We start from the raw sequence: 18,444 nt of genomic DNA on the forward strand, positions 1-18,444 counted from the left end.
CACTAATGAATCCGATAAAGGTGGTAATATACCCATGTTGACTAACATTCGCAATGTATACTGTGTAGGACGCAATTATAAACTTCACGCGGAAGAATTGGGTAACGCGGTTCCGGATGAGCCAATGATCTTTATGAAACCTTCCCATGCAGTCGTGCCCCTGAATGGCGAAACGCTTGAATTGCCTGCTACCAAGGGTGAAGTTCACTATGAAGCTGAATTGGTCGTTCAAATCGGCCGGAATTTTGAGCCAGGTATGGCGGTAGATGAACTGGTGGATGCGTATGGGTTTGGTATTGATTTTACGTTACGTGATGTACAGACCGTGATTAAGAAAAAGGGCCACCCGTGGACGGCGGCCAAAGGGTTCAAAAATTCCGCTCCGGTTACTGCATTTCAGGCATTCCCGGGTGCGGCAGCATTACTGGAGAAAGACTTTACATTGACCAAAAATGGTGAGGAAGTCCAGCGTGGTAACATTCGTAACATGATCTTCAGTTTACAGCATATTGTGGATTATGTAGGTCATCATTACGGCCTAGGGCCGGGCGATGTCATTTTTACAGGAACACCGGAAGGTGTTGGACCAACACAAGAAGGAGATGTGCTCGAACTGGCATGGGACGGCGAATCCTTGGGTGCCTGCACGATTGGGGCAGCGCAATAAAGATTACACATCATACCTGCTTGAGATGAATAGGTTACAAGAAAGGGGCGTGAATACGCTCCTTTTTGCTTTGTTATCGTGGATATATGTTTATACCTTCATTGTACGGATACGCTCCTAATTTACGCCAAGCTGTATGCTGTATTTGCGCTCTGTGTGACCAACTCTTCCAGTTCAGCTTGTTGTGCAGCATGTTGCTCCGAACGGATACTTCCACTTGCGAGCCGTTCATCCAACTGCTCTCTGAGCTGTCTTACTTGTACAGCAATGACCTCATCCAAATTCCCGTTATTTTCTTCCGTAATCGTCCTCAGTGATTTGCCGCTGTACAGTTCCTGATAGAGATCCGCTTCTGAAGCCTGATTCAGAGCGCTGAGCAGCTCGTCGCTGTTTCCCTCACGAGTATCCAAGTCAACGATGGACCATTTAGCAGTAGGTATAGGGGAGATGGCGGATTGGCCCCATGCTGTTCCGGCGAAGGACATGGTGACAATCATTGTGCCTATAATAATGACTCTTTTCATATTCATATGGATAATCCTCATTTCTGTAGTTGAGTACGAACTGAATCGTAGCTTGTCGTAGATGTAGTTGTTGATGTTTCGATCTAAGAATAGTGTAAACGGGAAACCTGAAGTGAAACTTAAAACAGGATAAGTAATTTCAACCTGGCTGAGAATGGCTGCAACAAGAAAAGATCAAAAAACAATTCACACTTGACAGGTTGGGTTAGTTGGTTATATGATAATCTCAATTATTTTAATACTCATTAAATGAACAGTGAACTAATTTGAACTGAAAACTGCATTGAGCTGATTGGACCACCAAAGGCTCCCGGGACTACTCCTCTAAGGAATGTCCTCGGGGGCCTTTTTTCGTATCTTTATTGAAGCTTCAAACGATCAGGGAGGTTATGGAATGAGTGATAGAGACTGGGAAGCGTTGGAGCGGACGGATTGGTTATTTCGCAAAATGGTCAGACGATTCGTCAAAGAGCGGGATCGAATCTCTGTAGAAGGTATCAGCCTGCCAGGCATGCTTATCCTGCACAAGATCATTCGTGAAGGAGAACAGCGGCTTGGAGATCTGGCAGAACAGTTGGACTTTACATCGGGTGCCATTACAGCTCTGACCGATAAGTTGGAGAAAAAGGGACTCACCATCCGCAGACGAAAGGAAGACGACCGCCGGACGGTTTTACTGGATATCACATCAAGCGGGCGGGAGATGTATGCGAGAAACAGCAACATCGGTGCCCGATGTATCACGCTTCTGTTTGAGGGTTTTACGAGTGAGGAACTGGAGCAGCAAAGTCAATTCTACGAGCGGGTAGTAGCGAATCTGGAGGGGTTCTCGGACACGGTGCTGGAATTGGCGGAGAACAACGGGATACAAGAACATGATCGGTCCTCGACAAGTAACCTTGAGCAGAAGCAGCAGGACAGTACCGGGAAGAGGAACTATCTCAGTTATTGAGGTTGGGTCAATGTAACGACATTTGATATACCACAAACATTCTAGGGAGAGATGATCAATGGGACACTCAACAATATATCCAACTGGAGCAACGTTATACTATCCGGATAAGGCTTGGGGCGGTTATACCGTTTATCAGGCAGGTGAGGAAGGCGTAGTGTTGATCGATATGAATGGCAAGGAGGTCCACCTATGGAAAGGATTGTTAGGTTTTCCGGCCAAAATATTACCTGGCGGCTACGTGCTGGGCAGCACGGGTCGAAGAGATCCGAAGTTCGGTATTCAGGATAATGTCGATCTGGTTCAGGTGGATTGGGACGGCAACATTGTATGGAAATACAATAGCTACGAACACATCGAAGATCCGGGGTATGAGCCACTATGGTATGCCCGCCAGCATCATGATTATCAGCGTGAGGGGAATCCGGTAGGTTATTATGCACCCGGCCTTGCGCCAAAGACGAAGAGTGGCAAAACACTTATTCTGGCACACAAAAATGTGAGTAACCCGCAAATTTCAGATAAGCCATTGCTTGATGATGCCATTATCGAAGTCGATTGGGAGGGGAAGGTACTCTGGGAGTGGCTGCCTAACGAACACTTTGAAGAATTAGGTTTTGATGAAGCTGCTCGAAATGTCCTGTTCCGTGATCCGAATACACGTTCTTTCGGTCATCTGGGTGGTGGCGTCGGTGACTGGTTACATATTAATTCTGCTTCTTATGTCGGACCCAACCGTTTCTATGAAGAAGGAGACGAACGGTTCCACCCCGACAATATTATCTGGGATGCCAGAGAGGCCAATATAATCGCCATTACGGACAGACAGAGCGGAAAGATCGTGTGGAGACTAGGGCCAGACTATGCTTCAACTGAAGCGAAACACATTGGCACAATTATCGGACAGCATCATGCACATATCATTCCCCAAGGTCTACCGGGAGAAGGCAACTTGCTCGTATTCGACAATGGCGGCTGGGCAGGTTATGGCCTCCCAAATCCGGCTTCTCCATTTGGATTGAAACATGCGATTCGGGATCACTCCCGTGTACTGGAGATTAACCCGGTCACCCTGGAGATTGTCTGGCAGTATACATCGGCAGAAGCAGGTTTCTCGGTTCCGACGGATTCTTATAAATTTTATAGCCCATACATCAGTTCCGCCCAGCGTTTACCTAACGGCAACACCCTGATAACCGAAGGTTCCAATGGCCGATTGTTCGAAGTCACAGCGGAGCATGAGCTGGTCTGGGAGTATGTCTCCCCGTACACGGATGGGCGGAATACCAATATGGTCTATCGCTCATATCGAGTTCCTTATCAGTGGGTTCCACAGTTGGAGAAACCGCAGGAAGTTGCCATCGAAGCCATTGATGTCTCCAACTACAGGGTCCCGGGAGCAGCGCCCAAAGGTTCTGCATCCATCGTGAGCGTAGAGACAACTCTTCCATTTGTGGAGGGTGCAGCCTGTGTGGCAACGTCGGATGAAGGCAAGTCAGGCGGTTAAGCGTCAATCATGACTAGATCGAATGGGGTGTATATTGTGAGAAAACCATCCATAGTAACCGGCATATTGATATTATTTCTGGCTACGGCACTCCTATTATCCGGATGCAGTTCAAACGCAGCAGGATCTGGAGCAAAAGACGCTACCGGCAAGAATACCGATAATGTAAAAATTCGAATCGCAGATACAAGTACGAACCCAACGTTCAGGGTAGCCATTGCCAAAGGTTTTTTTGAAAACAGGGGCATTGATGCAGAGAGTATTACGTTTGGCTCACCGGCTGAAGGTGTAAATGCACTATTTATCAAACAGGTAGATATTGCGTACGGGGCGGACTTCCCTGTATTAAATGCTTTGGCTAAAGGGGAATATTCAGTCGTCGCTTCCGCAGGTCAGACTACGGATGAAGCGGCAGCCGCCTGGAAGCTGTATGCAAGAGAGGATATTCAGAGTGGAGCGGATTTGAAGGGCAAGAAAGTGAGTTTCATTCGAGGCACATTTATTCCGTATCTATGGGATGAGTACTTGAAAGATCAGGGAGTGGCGCTGAGTGATGTGACGCAAATTGGTCAGGGGGCTTTTGATGAAGCCTACATCGCACTGAAACAGGGAGACCTTGATGCCGCTTGGGTTATAGGTTCCGCGTTAACCGATAAATTCGATGCACTCGAAGGAGTACATCAGCTGACGGATATGTCTCAGACCCCTATACGCCTTGGTATGGGACTGGTATCGAGTAATGAATTCATCCAGGCAAACCCTGAAAAGATAAGTGACTTCCTTGCGGCGCTGGATGAAGCATCCACGTATGCCCAAGCGCATCCTGAAGAGGTTGCTGATCTGATGTATCAAGAGACCAAACAGCCTAAAGATGCCACGTTGAAAGACCTTCCGATCAATCCATGGGAAGTTGGATTTACGCAGGCTGCTTATGATAGTTTGGCAGGTCAGAAGCAATATATGGTGGACACCGGAATCATCGAACAGGATTTTGATCTCGACACCAAACTCGACTTGACTTCTCTCCAACAGGCTCTGCCGGAAAAAGTGACATACAGTAAATAATTCTTATTGAAATGAAATGGGAGGTGTCCGTTATGTCCTTACCTGCAACTGAGCATACCATTCATATTGAACAGCTTCGGAAAACGTATCATGCCCCGACCAATGGGGATGTGCATTATATCATTAAGGATATCGATCTGGTTATCAAGGGAGGAGAGTTCTTTGTCCTGCTTGGTCCCAGTGGTTGCGGGAAGTCAACGCTGCTGAACATGATCGCGGGTTTTATTTCCAAGTCGGGCGGACAGCTCAAGGTAGACAACAAGGAGATCGACAGACCGGGCAGGGATCGGGCGATGGTGTTCCAGCAGGCGGATTCTTCTCTCTTTCCATGGCTAACCGTGAGGGAAAATGTTGAATTCGGACTTCGAATGTCCAAGGTGCCTAAGACACAACGACGTGAGATCTCTGATCGATACATCCAGCTTGTGGGACTGAGTGCTCATGAGGGGAAATTCCCGAAAGAGCTCTCGGGTGGCATGAAACAGCGGGTTCAATTGGCTCGGGTACTTGCGAATGACTCGGCGATCTTGCTGATGGATGAGCCATTCGGTGCGCTGGACGCAATGACGCGGCGGACCATGCAGAAGGAACTGGTTAATATTTGGAAAGAAACACATAAAACCGTTATCTTTGTCACTCACGATATTCAGGAGGCGTTATTGCTGGGTGAGCGCATAGGCATTATGTCTGTAGGTCCGTCTTCGAATATAACGGATATTTACCACAACACGTTACCTTACCCAAGGAACATCGCCTCGTCTGAGTTCAACACCCTGTATGACCGAATTCAAGGCCACTTTGAAGAATAACTGAGGTGATATGTAAGATGAAATGGTTGGAGAAAAAATGGGTGTCTATCCCGCTTCTATGGGTAACGGTCATCTTAATCTGGCAGCTTGGTGCCCTTATCTATGGGCCTGACGTAATCCCTGGTCCGTGGCACACGATCCTGGGAGCACGCGAACTGATAGCTGACGGTACGCTGATGGAGTATATCGGAATCAGTTTCACTCGTGTACTGGCGGGCTGGGTACTCGGAAGCATCATTGCTATTCCGGTAGGACTGATTATTGGCAAGGTGCATATCATCCGGCTGTTCGCTGAGCCATTCCTTAACTTTATACGCTTTATCCCGCCGATTGCTTTTATTACCTTATTTCTGGTGTGGTTCGGAATTGGTGAGCAATCCAAGATCGCGCTCATTATGTATGCAACCTTCTTCATTGTTGTATTGAATACACTGACAGGTGTACTCTCCGTTGAAGAAGACAAAATCCGGTCGGCCCGCAGTATGGGAGCCAATGAACGGCAGATTCTGCTGCATGTGATTGTTCCGGCGACAACCCCGTATATCTTCACAGGTGTGCGACTGGCGATGGGAACCTCGTATATGGCCATAATCGGTGCTGAGATGATTGCCTCCAATGAGGGAGTGGGTTACTTAATCTGGAACTCCAGACTCTTTTTCCGAACAGATTGGATCTTTGTCGGACTGATTTCCCTGGGTTTTATGGGATTCCTGACGGATCGTTTGTTCAACTGGTTTGGTCGCAGAGTACTCTACCGATATGGGGTCATTGGAGGAGCGAAGCGGGTCTGAAACAGACCCTGGGAACACCGAATTCCAGACGTAACTTGAAAAGGGAAGTTATCTTGTTTTAACGTTTGATCAATAACCTGTTTTGGCACTTCTACACGAGGCCAAAACAGGTTTTTTGTGTGCTGGCGTAAGGAGTTTCGGCATTGACATCAAACCGTGGTATAATTGAATTTCAAAAATACAATAAACGTCATGCGGGCTGTACATATGCTGCATGCAGGAGACATTATGGATTGGATTATTGGCGCCGTATGCGCTTCTATGGTGGCAGGTGCTGCCTATGCGAAAAAGTCGCTAACCCTGTCTGGCTGCCTGGCAGCCATCATGATGGGAACGATATATTACGGAGCGGGTAACCTGTTCTGGTTTGGCACGTTATTGTTGTTTTTCATTACTTCAACGTTGCTCTCCAGGTTTCGTAAAGATCGGAAGCAGGAGCTGGAGAAATCCTATGCCAAGTCAGGAAATCGGGATGCCGGGCAAGTGATGGCTAATGGTGGAATGGGCATGTTCCTATGTCTGGGATACTGGATATTTCCACATCCGGCATGGGTATATGCTTTCATTGGTGTAATGGCTACCGTTACATCGGATACATGGGCAACCGAAATTGGGAGTCTCAGTCGCAAGCCGCCGCGCTCTGTTCTCACGTGGAAGGTACTTACGCCAGGTGCTTCAGGAGGTGTCTCAATTCTTGGCACCGTGGCTGCAGCCGTAGGCGGGGCTCTGATTGGTGCGGGAGCATTCTTGTTTTCCTGGATTGCCGGGATAGAAGGCCTTAGTCTGTTTAGTTGGACTTTTGTCGGTCTTGTAGGCGGGTTAGCAGGGGCTTTTGCCGATTCCTATCTGGGCGCAACGGTGCAGATGATGTATCGTTGTACTGTGTGTGGCCGTGAAGTTGAGGTACATGAACATTGCGGGCATCCAACGGTTCGGGCTCGTGGCTGGGCATGGATGAGTAACGACCTGGTGAACGTGCTTAGCTCGGTCATTGGCGGATGTGTGGCGATTGGATTGGGTAACATTTTGGCGTTGTAGGAGGGAGTAACATTTGAACACTGTACATGGAGACAAATCGGAGGCTATTTTGGATGCAGCCTATGGTATTTTTGGCTCGAAGGGTTTTTATGAGACAAAAATGTCTGATATTGCAGACGAAGCTGGCATCGCAAAAGGCACCATTTATTTATATTTCAAAAGTAAGGAACAATTATTTGTAGCAGTATCCAAGCGGGACTGTAACAGTTTTATCAGTCGTCTTGAATATGCTTTGAACTCGCATGAGAACACAGGTGATAAACTTGGCGCAATAGCCAAGACCCACCTTACGTATTATTATGAGCGTCGTAATCATACCAAGCTCTTTTTTATGGCACCTAATAACGATCCGGATCTGATGCAATTTATGAAAGAATTTATGAATCAATACATGAGCATGGTGTGCGAGGTGCTGGAAAGTGCAAGTGTACCTGAGCCAGTCTTATTAGCCAAATCGTACATTGGGATTCTGGATCGTCTGAAGATGGATATTATGCTTAATCCAGAGTTCAACGAAGAAGATCTGAACAAAAGAATTGCCTTCTCAGCAGCATTATTTCTGGATGGGTGTCGGTCCTTTTTGAAAACGTAAGTGTTTGTGTGGGTACGAGTAATATTGAATTTTATTTTACAGAGAAGTGGGTACGCGCAATGAACATAATGACGGTAGAGCAAGTTGCAAAAAGTTATGGCGAAAAAATATTGTTCAAGGATGCTTCATTTGGCATGGCTGATCAGGACAAGATTGGTGTCGTTGGGGTAAATGGCACCGGGAAATCCACGTTTTTGCGTGTGATTTCTGGTATGGAACCTGCAGATGCGGGACAGATCTCCATCGGTAATGACGTACGCATTCAGTTTCTGGCGCAAAATCCGGACTTCAATCCGGATAATACGGTACTGCAACAAGTATTCGAAGGTGACAGCATGGAAATGAAAACCGTACGTGAATATACGGAAACGATGGAGTTATTGGAGCTCCAGTCATCTGATCCAGCGTTGCAAGAGCGACTATTACGTTTGAATCAGCAAATGGAGCAGCTTCAACTCTGGCAGATGGAGAGTGAAGCGAAGAGCATTTTGTCCAAATTGGGTATTCGTCAATTCGATGCACTGATGGGCACATTGTCTGGTGGACAACGCAAAAGGGTAGCACTTGCTGCTGCGCTGATTCACCCTTGCGAACTGCTCATTCTGGATGAGCCGACGAACCATATTGATAATGACTCGGTAGTATGGCTCGAGCAGTATTTGCAGAAGCGCCGCGGCGCACTGCTTATGATTACGCATGATCGGTATTTCCTGGATCGTGTGGCGAATGTCATGCTGGAATTGGATCATGGTCGTTTGTTCCGCTATGAAGCCAACTATACACGTTTCCTGGAACTGAAGGCGGAGCGCGAAGAACGTGAAGCTTCTTCCGAACAGAAGCGCAAGAACTTGCTTCGGACAGAGCTCGCATGGATTCGTCGTGGTGCCAAGGCACGGACGACGAAACAAAAAGCGAGAATTGATCGCTTCGAACAACTCAAAGACCAACAAGGCGTCCAGCGCTCGGGTTCATTGGAAGTATCGGTGGGCTCCACTCGTTTGGGTAAAAAGATTCTGGAGATCGAGCATATTTCCAAATCTGTGGGTGGTCGCAAACTGATCGAAGATCTGAGTTATATTGCTGTACCTGGAGATCGGGTAGGGATTGTCGGACCGAATGGTAGTGGTAAGTCCACGTTGTTACAGATGATATCTGGCAAGCTGGAACCCGATGCAGGTGTGGTTGACGTTGGTCCTACGGTCAATCTGGGCTACTTTACACAGGAACATCAGGAGATGGACGGATCTCTTCGTGTCATTGAGTACATCAAGGAAGTGGCTGAGAATGTGAAAACAGCCGATGGCTCTCTGATTACAGCATCCCAGATGCTGGAACGGTTCCTGTTTACTCCGGCATCTCAGTGGACGCCAATCTCCCGTCTGTCTGGTGGAGAGAAGCGTCGCCTGTATCTGTTGCGTGTTCTAATGGCTGCGCCGAATGTATTGCTGCTGGATGAGCCGACGAATGATCTGGACATCCAGACACTCGCCGTACTTGAAGACTATCTGGATGATTTCCCTGGTGTTGTTTTTGTGGTATCCCATGATCGCTATTTCCTTGATCGTACTGTGGATAAAGTGCTGTCTTTTGAGGGCAACGGTGCTGTACGTGTACACGTCGGCGACTACAGTGAATATGCGGAATGGATGCTGAAAAATGCGCCTGGAGCTAATCAAGAGAGTGACACAGGAGCGGCGAAGGTGAAGCAGTCATCGGAGAAAACGACGCCTGCTGAGTCAGCGGCTAAACCGAAGTTGAAATTCAGCTTCAAGGAGCAACGTGAATACGACCAGATTGATGAAAATATTGAGAAGGCTGAAGCCAATCTTGTCCGGATTAACAAAGAGATGGAAGAGTCATTTAGTGATTCTGCCCGTCTGCAGGAGTTGATGGCGGAGCAGGTTGAGGCTGAACGTCATCTGGATGAATTGATGGAACGCTGGACCGTTCTGAATGAACTTGCAGAGCAGATTGAACAGAGCAAATCTTGATAGTTGATTAACCATCGCCCTTTTTTCCTTAGTGACATTATGTCGCATTGGAGAAAAGGGCGATTTTTTTGTCTGTGAATTTGCACATTAAAGTGAAACGTTCTGTATGTTCATTACGTTTTATAAGTAAAGAATTTCATAGAAGGGAGAGAACACCACACATATGTATAAGCAAATTAATGAACAGTTGGCAGTGCTCAAGGAAAAGGGGAGAATTTACGAGAAATGGACCAAACGTCTGGAGAAACTTCAAACGGAGGAAAGCGAATGGGAAGCAAAGGTAAAACGTCGGCTGGAGCATCTCCAGAAGGAACAGAAGGATGTTGATCGACTGAACAGTATGACATTGTCGGCATTTTTCTATCAATTGATTGGCAAGAAGACAGAACGTCTGGAGAAGGAAGAGCTGGAACTCATGGAGAGCAAGGCTGCATACGACACCGCTTGTCGCATGTTACAAGACGTACAGGAGCAACGAATTCATGTGGAGCAGGAGTTGGAGGGTCAACGGCAGTATCAGTACTGGCAAAGCGATTATAACGCTTTGTGGGGGAAGAAGGAAGGTCGACTGCTGGACCAGGATGCGGAATTGCAACAGATGGCTGAGAACCGGGAACATCTGGCGAGCGAGTTACAGGAACTGGATGAAGCTTTCCGGGAGGGGGAGTATCTGGTTGATGCCCTTGAACGTGCCGAGAAGGCCTTGTCTTCGGCAGGTAATTGGGGTGTATATGACATGATGGGCGGTGGGGTCATCTCCACACATATCAAGCGAGGAAGAATGGATGACGCTCAGGTCGCCATCATGGATGCAGGTAAGCGTTTACGACGTTTTCAGAAGGAACTGGAGGATGTAGAGATGGCAGTACACGCGGATCTGCATCTGGGAGGTCTGCTTTCATTCGCAGACTATTTCTTCGATAACCTCTTCGTGGACTGGATGGTTCAGGACAAAATTCGCAAAGCCGAACGTCAGGTGAAGGATGGACTGAGCGCGGTTCAGAAAACCATGCATGTGTTAAGAAATGAAATGCGTGACCATAAGGCAGAGTTAGAGATATTGGATCGTAAGTATCATGCATATGTGGAACAGGCAGATTAAGAGATATGACAACAAAGGCCCCTTCCAAGCACACCGAATTGTGTGCTTGGAAGGGGCCTTCTGCTTAGACGAACATGTGGATGTTATCCATAATAATTTCGTCGATCAATGATTCTGTTTACTTGGTTGTAATGTAGGCTGCGAGCAATCGTGCCGTATTCAGGACAGCATCCTTATGTGTACGCTCCATGGAATGAGATGCGTGAACCCCCGGGCCAATCAGTGCTGCTCGGATATTGTTTCCTCCGCGTAATGCTGCACTGCCATCTGAGCCATAGTGGGGATAAATGTCCACGACGTAATCCATCCCATCTTGTTTGGCCAGTTCAATGAGACGACTGGTCATATCGTAGTCATACGGGCCAGAAGAATCTTTGGCACATATGGAAACGTCAGTTTCTTTACAGCTCAGGTCATCACCCATGGCTCCCATGTCTACAGCGATCATTTCACTGATTTCCGCAGGGATATACGATGCGCCATGTCCAACTTCTTCATAGTTCGAGATAAGCAGAGAGACGTTATGTAATGGTTTCCAGCCTTCACGATGTGCAGACTCAAGGATGCCGAAGAGGGCAGCCACGCTGGCTTTGTCGTCCAGATGACGTGATTTGATATAACCACTCGGCGTGATGACTGCGCGAGCATCAAAGGAGATAAAGTCGCCGACAGAGATCCCGAGTTTCAACACATCTTCCTTGGAGGAAACGACTTCATCGATTCGAACTTCCATATGGCTCTCAGTCCGTTCAAATGTGCGTGCATCCGGATAGACGTGGACAGACGGATGAAGGGAGAGAATGGTGCCTGTGTATGTCTTTCCATTCCGAGTATGGATGCTGCAATATTCGTTTTCGATACTTTGCATGGAAAATCCACCGACAGAGGTGAGCTTCAATGTGCCATAGGATGTAACCGAGCGTACCATGGCCCCTAGCGTATCCACATGGGCGCTTAAAGCGATTGTCTTGGACGAATCCTGTCCGGGCAATGTAAGCACCGCACCGCCCTTGTTATTCAGCTCACAGGCGATGCCCAGTGCTGCTGCTTCCTTCCGGATCATCTCGATTATATGATGTGTGTAACCACTTGGACTTGGTGTGTCCAGCAATTTTTTCAGAAAAGACAGAACGTATGATTCATCAATTGTAAAACTCATTGTGTAATTTCCTCCTCGGATCGTGGGTATGGTGAAACAAAATACAGCCTGTCTGGGGGAGAGAATGTGATACTACCATTCCTGACTCGCCAGCAGGCTGTCTCTGATTGGTTACAGTGTTCCCGTAGGGTTTCCTTTGCGCTGACTCTGGATCGAATCCTTCTCCAAAAGACTATCGGATTTATTTGAGTCAAGCGAATCCATCGAATTGAAAGAATCCAATGTAGATTTGCTTGTCGCGGAACTTTCCAATTCAGATACACGCAATTTCAGTTGTTTATTTTCACGTTGCAGTCTGTATTGGCGATAGATGCCATATGACCCTACAATAATTCCACCGATCAGGGTACAGCCGAGAATGAGCAAGATCAGCGGGATTTGTACCGTGTTAAATAACAGGTTGACTTGTACGGAATCCACATTAATGACCGCAAAGATTCCCGTGAGCAGTGCAAAAACAAGACCTGCTATGAGTGCCCATTGCATTTTCATGGTGTTGCCTCCTTGTTGAACAATTGAGAACTAGATATGCATTACCCATATTCGGGTAGGTTGCATCTTGCAATGATGATAAAATCCCCTGCCCAAACGGGCAAGGGATGCAGGTCACATGGATAGACAACCTTATTTGGTTAGTTGCTCCATCTGTTCAATCAATTCCTTGAACACACTCATAGCTTCACGAATTGGCTGTGGTGTAGACATATCCACACCTGCTTTTTTCAAAATGTTGATGGAGTAATCACTGCCACCGCTCTTCAGGAAGCCAAGATATCGGTCAACAGCCGGTTGGCCTTCTTCCAGGATTTGCTTGGAAAAGCTTGTTGCTGCCGAGAAGCCTGTAGCATATTTGTAAACGTAGAAGCTGTTATAGAAGTGGGGAATACGAGCCCATTCCATTTCAATTTCTTTGTCCACAGCCATGCCTTTTCCGTGATATTTAACGTTCAGATCATAATAGATCTCGGATAACAATTGTGGTGTTAATGCGTCACCTTGTTCCGCACGTTCATGAATGATTTTCTCGAATTCAGCAAACATGGTCTGACGGAATACCGTTGTACGGAATTGGTCGGCATAATAGGTCAACAGATACAATTTTTCCTTTGGATCTGTTGATTTGTTAAGCAGATAATCCATCAGCAACGCTTCGTTGGTTGTGGATGCAACCTCAGCCAGGAAGATGGTGTACTGGGCATCACGATACGGAAGTGTTGTATCCGAGTAATGTGAATGCAGAGCGTGACCCATTTCATGTGCGAGTGTGAACATGCTGTTCAGGTTATCTTTGTGATTCAACAAGACATACGGGTGAGTGCCGTAAGCGCCCCAGGCATATGCGCCTGAACGTTTATTTTCATTCTCATATATATCGATCCAGCGGTTATCATATCCAGTCTGCAATGCGTCAGCATAGTCCTTGCCTAGTGGTTTCAGACCGTCTTTGACCGTTTGTTTCGCTTCCTCATAGGTAATATCCATTTTGTATTCGTCTACAAGTGGAGCGAACAGATCGTACATGTGCAATTGATCCACATCCAGCAACTTTTTGCGCAGGTCCATGTAACGATGCAATAACGGAAGGCTCTCGTGAATGGTGTCTACCAGATTGGTATACACATCCGTTGGGATGTTATCTCCATATAGGGACATTTCCATCACGGAAGGGTACTTCCGAACGTTAGCATAGAACATATTTTTGGTTACATTTGCGTTCAAGGCAGCGGCAATTGTGTTCTTCTGTTTGGCATAGGTTTCGTATACCGCTTTGAAGGCGCGTTCGCGAACTTCACGATTAGGATTCTCAAGGAACTGAATGTAGCTACCATGTGTCAGCTCAACTTCGTTACCATGTTCATCCTTGATTCGGGGGAACTTGAGATCAGCATTATTCAGCATGCTAAAGATTGTCTGTGGGGCTTGTGAAAGGTTGCCTACCTGTGCAAGCAAAGCCTCTTCTGCTTGGCTAAGAACGTGGGCTTTTTCGCGTTTCATCTCTTCCAGCGTAAATGTATAAGCAGAGAGTTTTTCGTTCGCAATCAATGCATCCAACTGGTCATCTGGCAGGGAAAGAATCTCCGGTGTGACAAAAGAAAGTGCTTCACCAACCCGTACGCCTAATTTCTGGGCTTTTTGGGACAGGTTTTGATATGTAGGATTTGCTGTGTCTTCATCTTGATGCATACGTGCGTACACAAAGAGGCGTTCTATTTTGAGGCTGATCTCATCTTCAAATTCGAAGCAAGATTTGAGTACATCAGGTTGATTCAGTTTGCCTTGGAATTCGGAGGCCTTCGTGGTCAAAGACGATACTTCTTCATATTCCTGATCCCAGGCTTTCTGATCGGCAAATAAATCTTCCAGTTTCCAGCTATGTTCAGCCGGTACCTCGGAACGTTTCAATAATTGACTCATGGAAATCCTCCTTTGATGATCTGATGAATGTATGGACGAAGCTGCCTTCGTCGCACTCGCGTGTGCGGAGAGAGACGAAGGAATCAGACTAAGTACAAGGATAACAGATAGCGATTTCTGGTATTTCAACGGCCTTCCTCCTTACGATACGAATAATCTCGTATAGTATGACCTTAGGCACGTTGAAATATTTGAATATCTGGGTCCCCGTTATTAGGTTCCCATGTTATACAGAAAATAAACGATCAGGAAAAAGGCAAAACAAATGAGAAGTGTAGCAATAAGCGCCATTCCCCGTCTCAGTCGATCCGGGATGGAATTCCGTCCCAGAATAAGCACAATACCAAGGGAGAAGGCAAGGATAATAAAGATGACGACATTGCTTGAGTCAAGCTGCATGGGTTAGACCCCTTTGAAGGCAGCCATCAATTGACGCCATTCATCCTCACGGTTCTCAAAATCTGCTTTTGGGAAACGGCGTTCAGCCCAGTGCATTAATGCAGGACGGCTAAGGAAAGTATGGCATTCTTCGCCCCACTCTTCCGAAATTTCTCGCAGTACGAGATATTTGCCTTGAACTTCTACGGTCATCATATTCCACTTGTCTGTTTTGTATATTTCATGTTTTTTTATCATAGGTAGTCTCCAAACTAACGGTTTTGGTAAAATGATACCGTACCCTACGATTCAAAGCAAATTTTTTCGACATTTATGGAAAGATAAATTGCAAAATGGAAGCCCATACAGTATAATAAGGGTATTCGCCATAGATGGCGATATTTTTAGGAGGTTTTTCATTTGAAAGGTACAGTTAAATGGTTTAACGCAGAAAAAGGCTATGGCTTTATTTCAGTTGAAGGCGGCGAGGACGTATTCGTACATTTCTCCGCAATCCAAGGAGACGGCTTCAAAACATTGGAAGAAGGTCAAGCGGTAGAATTCGAAATTACTGATGGAAACCGTGGTCCTCAAGCAGCTAACGTAAACAAACTGTAAGAATTTTTCCGGTCAACGGACTTCTTATATATGATAAATTTATAGCTGAATATTAGAACCTAAGCACAGTCCCCCATGGGAGGCTGTGCTTTTTTTGATTCTAAAATTTCCAGTGTAAATATCGGTTGAATATGGAGTATGTTTCCCTGTGGTTTCAGGATACACGATTGGTCATGCTGGACCATAACTTCAATCCGAAACCGATCAATGCAGCCAGGGAGAAAGCCATAGCGGTGAGATAGAAGGTTTGTCTGCCTGCATGTTCCAGCAGCAGTCCGCCCAACGTTCCACTAAGAAGTCCCGAAGCACTGGACCAGACAATGGTGAACAAAGCCATACCCGTTGCTCTGTAGCCGTCCGGAACTAGGCGAATGATGTAGCGGACCGCCGTAACGTAGAAAATACCAAAGGTAACACTATGCATCGTCTGAATGGCAACGACAGCTGCAGGTGTATCGGATATGGACATAAGAAGCAAACGAACTGTATACATCAGTGCAGCAAAAGCGATTAGTGGCAGTTCCTTATAACGGTTTCCATACTTGCTAAGCAGCAGGAAAATGGGAATTTCACTTACGGAAGAGATCAGCAAAGACCAGCCGATCAGCCCCTCGCTGGCACCCAGATCTTTTAGCGTGATGGTAAGAAATGCTTCGTTCATGCGATGTCCCATGGCAAGCAAAAATACACAGCCAAAAAAGGTGAGCACATCTCTGCGTTTCAGAATAGCCCATAACCCCGATAGATCCATTTTGCTACTATTCCCTGAAGGTTGATCCTTCAATTGAAAACTGATCAATAATGTAGTGGCAGCAAGACCGACGCAAAGCCATATCGTCCATCCTGGACCGAAAGATCCAAGGAAATACCCGATACTTAATGCAAAGAAGGCATAACCGATCGATCCGAAGACTCGAATGGAAGTGAAATTTCGGCCGTACTTGCTGGCCGTTGTAATAGCCATCGTATCGGAGAGTGGATAGACCGGATAATAGAAAAAGTAAAACAAAGTCACGAGTACAAATACCTGACCGAAAGTTGTCGCGTTGGCAAGCATGATCCCTGTGATCAATTGACCACCAAGCAGAATGATCATTACTTTGCGTACCGTTTGGTAGCGGTCGCTGGCCATGCTCCAGAACATATTGGAGAACACAGAGATGAGGGGGCCAATTCCGTAGAGATATCCAATCTCAGCCCGACTGAAGCCCAGATGACTGAAGTAAAGCTGGAAGTAGGATACCACCAGAACGGTGGAACCAAAGATGGTGAACATGAGAGCCCGCAGCCAGTTCTGATCCGGGCGGGCGTTGTGACTTAATTTCATGATGAGAGACTCCAATCTTGATAACAATTCAATGATTTTATTACCCTTTCAGGGATGTTGATTTACGGGCTTTCGGCACAGACATCGTAGGTTCTTGCTTCGTGCGCCGGATGACAAGCCAGACAATGACAAGTTCGGCGAGCAGGCCAAGGGATTGGGCAATAGCTCCAATCATGCCGTTCCACGCAGGGAAAATACTAACCAGTATAAGCAGCACAATTACCGTGCAGATTGCATTCGCCGTTTGCGAACGAAACATCGTTTTTGTCTGACCGCGAAGCAGAATGAGGCCATTGCTGAAATCCAGAAAAGGGAAGATCAGCGGAAATAAGACAAACGCACGCAGTGTCCACAGACTTTGTTCCAACAGTTCGCCCTGAACGCTCATGACATTTTCAAGTACCCATGGTCCCAAGGGGGTATAGGCAATCGACACCATCATCGCAAACGGAATAAATCCGGTGACAAGTGCGAATTTTCGTACCAGTTTGGCATCCACAAGGTAGAAATTCAGCACGATCTGATGGATGTATGTAAAGAAGCTTAGCATCAACTGCATCAGACTGCTTGCTATGGCAAAGGATGAAATGGCTAGTGCGATCCCGGTCGTTTTGCCAAGTACGATGTTAATAACCGGTCCTATGAACAGCGCTACAAAGCTGGATAACAGCAGTGGCTTATAAAAGCGAAATACGTCTCCCTTGCTCTCGACGGGATGATCCTCAAGCTTGGCTGGCATCTTGCGCTTGATGCTGTTTCCCTCCAGAAAGCTGACGAGCGCTTCAATCATCATGCCAGCAGCAAAAATGATAGCGCCTACACGTCCACTGTCAATGCTGTCTGTGTATATGAAATAGAGGGATAGGCCGTACATGCCGGCTAAACGGAATACCATGCCGATGGTTAACCACTTGGTGCGGTTATTCGTAATGATGATCCCCTGATAGATGTTGCGGATCACTGAAAAGATACTCACATACATGAGAATTTCATATACGTCGATGACTTTGGTCAGCAGATCCGGACTTACACCAAACAAGTATTTGAACACCCCGGTACCAACGGGAGAGTATACGATGAGAAACCCAATGAGAAGCACACAGGCAAGAAATATTTTGGTCACAAACGTGAGGGCCTGAAAGGAAAGGCGATCGCGAACCAGTGCGGAACAGGTTTGCCGCAGCAGGGTGGAGGGGCGTTCCGTGAGGGTTAACAAGCTACCGGCGATGGCATAGCTGGCAATAACCGTCTCGGGATGAGCAGAACGTGCTAATGTGCTGTTTATGATGACGTGAGAAATGGTGACGAGAGAGGCGGAAATGCCAAGTGGCACAAAAAAAGAAAATAACCGTCTCCACGAAAGTGATTCACTTGACGACATGTCAACGACTCCTTTGATGGATGAAATATGGATAGTATATCACAAAGCTTTGAACGCCGATGCGATTTTTTATGCGGAATATGCGGCAGATCATTTGTACAATTAAGGGGATCATATTATAATAGGAA

The 18,444-nt window shown here is 46.7% G+C and carries 19 protein-coding genes; 11 read left to right on the top strand and 8 right to left on the bottom strand.

Annotated elements, in window-relative coordinates; translation table 11 throughout:
• Positions 1–34 precede the first annotated feature (34 nt).
• Positions 35–667, top strand: a complete 633-nt coding sequence (locus MHB43_RS10970; protein ID WP_405131960.1) for a fumarylacetoacetate hydrolase family protein — start codon at positions 35–37, stop codon at positions 665–667.
• 122 nt (positions 668–789) lie between these two features.
• Here MHB43_RS10970 and MHB43_RS10975 read toward each other — a convergent pair whose 3' ends face one another.
• A complete protein-coding gene (locus MHB43_RS10975; RefSeq protein ID WP_339183770.1) occupies positions 790–1,197 on the bottom strand; it encodes a hypothetical protein in 408 nt (135 codons plus the stop codon).
• A gap of 388 nt (positions 1,198–1,585) precedes the next feature.
• Here MHB43_RS10975 and MHB43_RS10980 point away from each other — a divergent pair, with 388 nt between their 5' ends.
• The 9 genes from MHB43_RS10980 to MHB43_RS11020 all read left to right on the top strand — a co-directional run bounded on the left by MHB43_RS10980 (position 1,586) and on the right by MHB43_RS11020 (position 11,038).
• Positions 1,586–2,143 carry a MarR family transcriptional regulator gene (locus MHB43_RS10980; RefSeq protein WP_339183773.1) on the top strand — a complete coding sequence of 186 codons (558 nt, stop codon included), beginning with the start codon at positions 1,586–1,588 and terminating at the stop codon, positions 2,141–2,143.
• Positions 2,144–2,201: 58 nt separating this feature from the next.
• Positions 2,202–3,650, top strand: coding sequence for an aryl-sulfate sulfotransferase (locus MHB43_RS10985; RefSeq protein WP_339183774.1), 1,449 nt, complete (start codon positions 2,202–2,204; stop codon positions 3,648–3,650).
• Positions 3,651–3,659: 9 nt separating this feature from the next.
• On the top strand, positions 3,660–4,715 hold the full coding sequence (locus MHB43_RS10990) for an ABC transporter substrate-binding protein (protein ID WP_339183776.1): 1,056 nt from the start codon (positions 3,660–3,662) through the stop codon (positions 4,713–4,715).
• A gap of 32 nt (positions 4,716–4,747) precedes the next feature.
• Positions 4,748–5,524 (top strand): ABC transporter ATP-binding protein, encoded by a 777-nt coding sequence (locus MHB43_RS10995; protein ID WP_405131961.1) that lies wholly within the window; start codon positions 4,748–4,750, stop codon positions 5,522–5,524.
• A gap of 17 nt (positions 5,525–5,541) precedes the next feature.
• Positions 5,542–6,315, top strand: a complete 774-nt coding sequence (locus MHB43_RS11000; RefSeq protein WP_091017536.1) for an ABC transporter permease — start codon at positions 5,542–5,544, stop codon at positions 6,313–6,315.
• Positions 6,316–6,543: 228 nt separating this feature from the next.
• Complete coding sequence (locus tag MHB43_RS11005; RefSeq protein WP_405131962.1) at positions 6,544–7,353, top strand: DUF92 domain-containing protein; 810 nt, start codon at positions 6,544–6,546, stop codon at positions 7,351–7,353.
• A 13-nt stretch (positions 7,354–7,366) separates the two neighbouring features.
• Positions 7,367–7,945 carry a TetR/AcrR family transcriptional regulator gene (locus MHB43_RS11010; RefSeq protein WP_221823344.1) on the top strand — a complete coding sequence of 193 codons (579 nt, stop codon included), beginning with the start codon at positions 7,367–7,369 and terminating at the stop codon, positions 7,943–7,945.
• A gap of 59 nt (positions 7,946–8,004) precedes the next feature.
• Entirely contained in the window at positions 8,005–9,936 is a 1,932-nt protein-coding gene (locus MHB43_RS11015) for an ABC-F family ATP-binding cassette domain-containing protein (RefSeq protein WP_405131963.1), read from the top strand.
• Positions 9,937–10,099: 163 nt separating this feature from the next.
• Positions 10,100–11,038, top strand: a complete 939-nt coding sequence (locus tag MHB43_RS11020; RefSeq protein ID WP_405131964.1) for a hypothetical protein — start codon at positions 10,100–10,102, stop codon at positions 11,036–11,038.
• 118 nt (positions 11,039–11,156) lie between these two features.
• Here MHB43_RS11020 and MHB43_RS11025 read toward each other — a convergent pair whose 3' ends face one another.
• The 5 genes from MHB43_RS11025 to MHB43_RS11045 all read right to left on the bottom strand — a co-directional run bounded on the left by MHB43_RS11025 (position 11,157) and on the right by MHB43_RS11045 (position 15,248).
• Positions 11,157–12,197, bottom strand: coding sequence for a M42 family metallopeptidase (locus tag MHB43_RS11025; protein WP_405131965.1), 1,041 nt, complete (start codon positions 12,195–12,197; stop codon positions 11,157–11,159).
• Between the two features lie 111 nt (positions 12,198–12,308).
• Positions 12,309–12,689: a lipopolysaccharide assembly LapA domain-containing protein gene (locus MHB43_RS11030; protein WP_405131966.1), complete on the bottom strand. Its 381-nt coding sequence runs from the start codon at positions 12,687–12,689 to the stop codon at positions 12,309–12,311.
• Positions 12,690–12,821: 132 nt separating this feature from the next.
• Positions 12,822–14,612: an oligoendopeptidase F gene (gene pepF, locus MHB43_RS11035; protein ID WP_405131967.1), complete on the bottom strand. Its 1,791-nt coding sequence runs from the start codon at positions 14,610–14,612 to the stop codon at positions 12,822–12,824.
• A 213-nt stretch (positions 14,613–14,825) separates the two neighbouring features.
• Positions 14,826–15,011: a hypothetical protein gene (locus tag MHB43_RS11040; RefSeq protein ID WP_047842378.1), complete on the bottom strand. Its 186-nt coding sequence runs from the start codon at positions 15,009–15,011 to the stop codon at positions 14,826–14,828.
• A gap of 3 nt (positions 15,012–15,014) precedes the next feature.
• Positions 15,015–15,248, bottom strand: coding sequence for a hypothetical protein (locus MHB43_RS11045; protein ID WP_017689395.1), 234 nt, complete (start codon positions 15,246–15,248; stop codon positions 15,015–15,017).
• 162 nt (positions 15,249–15,410) lie between these two features.
• On the opposite strand from MHB43_RS11045, the gene MHB43_RS11050 reads away from it, so the two are divergent.
• Positions 15,411–15,608, top strand: a complete 198-nt coding sequence (locus tag MHB43_RS11050; RefSeq protein WP_017689394.1) for a cold shock domain-containing protein — start codon at positions 15,411–15,413, stop codon at positions 15,606–15,608.
• A 154-nt stretch (positions 15,609–15,762) separates the two neighbouring features.
• On the opposite strand, the gene MHB43_RS11055 is transcribed toward MHB43_RS11050, so the two are convergent.
• Both MHB43_RS11055 and MHB43_RS11060 read right to left on the bottom strand, forming a co-directional pair.
• Entirely contained in the window at positions 15,763–16,935 is a 1,173-nt protein-coding gene (locus MHB43_RS11055) for an MFS transporter (RefSeq protein ID WP_221823353.1), read from the bottom strand.
• A 40-nt stretch (positions 16,936–16,975) separates the two neighbouring features.
• On the bottom strand, positions 16,976–18,316 hold the full coding sequence (locus MHB43_RS11060; protein WP_221823355.1) for a multi antimicrobial extrusion protein MatE: 1,341 nt from the start codon (positions 18,314–18,316) through the stop codon (positions 16,976–16,978).
• Positions 18,317–18,444 lie beyond the last annotated feature (128 nt).

Origin of the sequence: Paenibacillus sp. FSL H8-0317, assembly GCF_045040685.1 — a bacterium.
Classification (GTDB): Bacteria; Bacillota; Bacilli; order Paenibacillales; family Paenibacillaceae; genus Paenibacillus.

Excerpts from the sequence above, each read along its gene's own strand:
- MHB43_RS10990 (WP_339183776.1), top strand. The coding sequence starts at position 3,660 with ATGACTAGATCGAATGGGGTGTATATTGTGAGAAAACCATCCATAGTA.
- MHB43_RS11045 (WP_017689395.1), bottom strand. The coding sequence starts at position 15,248 with ATGATAAAAAAACATGAAATATACAAAACAGACAAGTGGAATATGATG.
- pepF (WP_405131967.1), bottom strand. The coding sequence starts at position 14,612 with ATGAGTCAATTATTGAAACGTTCCGAGGTACCGGCTGAACATAGCTGG.
- MHB43_RS11015 (WP_405131963.1), top strand. The coding sequence starts at position 8,005 with ATGAACATAATGACGGTAGAGCAAGTTGCAAAAAGTTATGGCGAAAAA.
- MHB43_RS10995 (WP_405131961.1), top strand. The coding sequence starts at position 4,748 with ATGTCCTTACCTGCAACTGAGCATACCATTCATATTGAACAGCTTCGG.
- MHB43_RS10970 (WP_405131960.1), top strand. The coding sequence starts at position 35 with ATGTTGACTAACATTCGCAATGTATACTGTGTAGGACGCAATTATAAA.
- MHB43_RS11005 (WP_405131962.1), top strand. The coding sequence starts at position 6,544 with ATGGATTGGATTATTGGCGCCGTATGCGCTTCTATGGTGGCAGGTGCT.
- MHB43_RS11020 (WP_405131964.1), top strand. The coding sequence starts at position 10,100 with ATGTATAAGCAAATTAATGAACAGTTGGCAGTGCTCAAGGAAAAGGGG.
- MHB43_RS11040 (WP_047842378.1), bottom strand. The coding sequence starts at position 15,011 with ATGCAGCTTGACTCAAGCAATGTCGTCATCTTTATTATCCTTGCCTTC.
- MHB43_RS10985 (WP_339183774.1), top strand. The coding sequence starts at position 2,202 with ATGGGACACTCAACAATATATCCAACTGGAGCAACGTTATACTATCCG.
- MHB43_RS10975 (WP_339183770.1), bottom strand. The coding sequence starts at position 1,197 with ATGAATATGAAAAGAGTCATTATTATAGGCACAATGATTGTCACCATG.
- MHB43_RS11025 (WP_405131965.1), bottom strand. The coding sequence starts at position 12,197 with ATGAGTTTTACAATTGATGAATCATACGTTCTGTCTTTTCTGAAAAAA.
- MHB43_RS11060 (WP_221823355.1), bottom strand. The coding sequence starts at position 18,316 with ATGTCGTCAAGTGAATCACTTTCGTGGAGACGGTTATTTTCTTTTTTT.
- MHB43_RS11055 (WP_221823353.1), bottom strand. The coding sequence starts at position 16,935 with ATGAAATTAAGTCACAACGCCCGCCCGGATCAGAACTGGCTGCGGGCT.
- MHB43_RS11000 (WP_091017536.1), top strand. The coding sequence starts at position 5,542 with ATGAAATGGTTGGAGAAAAAATGGGTGTCTATCCCGCTTCTATGGGTA.
- MHB43_RS10980 (WP_339183773.1), top strand. The coding sequence starts at position 1,586 with ATGAGTGATAGAGACTGGGAAGCGTTGGAGCGGACGGATTGGTTATTT.
- MHB43_RS11030 (WP_405131966.1), bottom strand. The coding sequence starts at position 12,689 with ATGAAAATGCAATGGGCACTCATAGCAGGTCTTGTTTTTGCACTGCTC.